The organism is Mesorhizobium sp. M4A.F.Ca.ET.050.02.1.1, assembly GCF_003997725.1.
Taxonomy (GTDB): Bacteria; Pseudomonadota; Alphaproteobacteria; order Rhizobiales; family Rhizobiaceae; genus Mesorhizobium.
Window position 1 is genome coordinate 1 of the sequence record NZ_RZSG01000898.1, and the last position, 2,248, is coordinate 2,248.

The 2,248-nt window shown below is 68.0% G+C and carries 2 protein-coding genes; both read left to right on the plus strand.

Annotated elements, in window-relative coordinates:
• Nucleotides 1-836, plus strand: an 836-nt coding sequence (locus EOA33_RS32845; protein WP_145989430.1) for an SDR family oxidoreductase, incomplete at its 5' end; no start/stop codon positions are given.
• Between the two features lie 86 nt (nucleotides 837-922).
• Entirely contained in the window at nucleotides 923-2,041 is a 1,119-nt protein-coding gene (gene mepA, locus EOA33_RS32850; RefSeq protein ID WP_126057295.1) for a penicillin-insensitive murein endopeptidase, read from the plus strand.
• Nucleotides 2,042-2,248 lie beyond the last annotated feature (207 nt).

Consider the following 2,248-nt stretch of genomic DNA (forward strand, 5'->3'; position numbering starts at 1 on the left):
GGGATGCGGCAACGATTTACGGCACGACGCGCTCGCTGGAGAAGTTCGCGGCGCTCAGCCAGGTCGGCATCGCGCCGATGCGCTTCGACGGCGCGCTGACGGCTGAGATCGGCGAGGCCCTGAAGACGACCACCCACCTCATCGTCTCGGTGGCGCCGGAAGAGGCCGGCGATCCGGTGCTCGGCGCCGCGCGGGAGGCGATCGCAGCCATGCCGGCGCTGCAATGGATCGCCTATCTCTCCACCGTCGGCGTCTATGGCGACCATGGCGGCGGCTGGGTGGACGAGCGGGCCGAATGCCGGCCGGTGTCGAAACGCTCGGTGATGCGGGTGGCGGCCGAGCAGGCCTGGCTGCGGCTCGGCGAGGAGACCGGCCGGCCAGTGGCGATCCTGCGCCTGTCCGGCATCTACGGTCCGGGCCGCAACGCGCTGGTCAATCTGGCTGATGGCACCGCGCGGCGGCTGGTCAAGCCCGGCCAGGTGTTCAACCGCATCCATTGCGATGACATCGCCGGCGCGCTCTGGCATCTGGCCGGGAAGAATCTCGGCGGCATCTTCAACGTCACCGACGACGAGCCGGCGCCGCCGCAGGATGTCGTCGCCTATGCCGCTGGGTTGATGGGCGTCGATCCGCCACCGGAAATTGCCTTCGAGACCGCCGAGCTTTCGCCGATGGCGCGCTCCTTCTATGGCGAGAACAAGCGCGTCTCCAACGCCGCGATCAAGGCGGCGGGCTATCACTTTGCCTTGCCAAACTACCGCGAGGCCCTCGACCATATGTGGGCCGACGGCAGCTGGCGCGAGGGCGAGCCGCGCAGCCCGATGAAGCGTTCCTGATTAAAGCGCGGCGCCGGGCGTGATATGATTCGCGCCATCGCCGCTCTCGAGGCTCGGGCGGCGCGACAGGAGAGGGATGCGGCTTCATGGTGACCTCGATGCGATCATTGCCCGTCAGACGGCCATTCCTGACGGCGGCGCTGGCCATCCTTGCGCTGGCCGGGCTGGCGGCGGGCGCGCTGACGGCCGAGCCGCGCGCAAAAGACCTGTTCGGCGCCAAGAAGCTGCCGGCCGTGGCGGCGGCGCAATCCTTCGGCTTCTATTCCAAGGGCTGCTTCGCCGGCGGCGTCGCCATCCCCATGGACGGACCGAGCTGGGAAGTGATGCGCCCCTCGCGCAATCGCCGCTGGGGCCATCCGGCGATGATCGCGCTGATCGAGAAGCTGGCCCGCGACGCGCATGCCGACGGCTGGCCCGGCCTTCTGATCGGCGACATCTCGCAGCCGCGCGGCGGACCGATGCTGACCGGCCACGCCTCGCACCAGATCGGCCTCGACGCCGACATCTGGCTGACGCCGATGCCCAGCCGGCCGCTGTCGATGGCGCAGCGCGAATCGATGAGCGCCACCCTGATGGTCGACGAGAAGACCCATCTGGTGAAGGACGCGCTGTGGACGACGCGACACACGCAACTGTTGAAGCGCGCGGCGAGCTACCCTGAGGTCGAGCGCATTCTGGTCAATCCAGGCATCAAGAAGAAGCTGTGCGACACGGTGAAGGGCGACCGTTCCTGGCTGCGCAAGATCCGGCCGTTCTGGGGCCACGACTATCATTTTCACATGCGCATCGGCTGCCAGCCGGGCTCGCGCGGCTGCAAGGCGCAGGAAGCAACGCCGGCCGATGACGGCTGCGGCAAGCCGCTGGCATGGTGGTTCACCGCGGAGCCGTGGCGCCCCAACAAGAATCCGGACGCGCCGAAGGCGCGCGATATCATGACGATGGCCAACCTGCCGAAGGAATGCCGGGCGGTGCTCGACGCGCCGAATCCGCCTTCGGCGGAAGCCGTAACCTATCACGGCGACGGCGTGCCGATCGCTGGCGACGGCGTGCCGATCGCGGCCGCCGAGCAGCCTGCCGAGCCGCAGCAGCCGGTGGCGGCTTCGACGGTGCCGGTTGGCGCGGCTGCCATGCCGGCCTCGGCAAGCGCTTTTGCGCCGACCCCGAAAATCGGCATTCCACTGCCACGGCCAAGGCCGGAAAACTGACGCCAGGCATTCCGGGCTAATTGTCGAAGCAGGCGCCGCCCCTCATCGCCCTGCCGGGCACTTCTCCCCGAAGGGGCTGGTGTCCGAACCGGATAGATAGGTAACAGAATGGACCGATTGCATAGGTGACAGTTTTCTCCCTCGCCGGAGGACCCGGCGATGGTTTGGCGAGAGACTGGCATCATGGACGAGCGGCTTCGTTTTGTA

What these genes read in the sequence shown, in the direction of transcription:
- mepA (WP_126057295.1), top strand. Translation starts at nt 923, where the DNA reads ATGGTGACCTCGATGCGATCATTGCCCGTCAGACGGCCATTCCTGACG.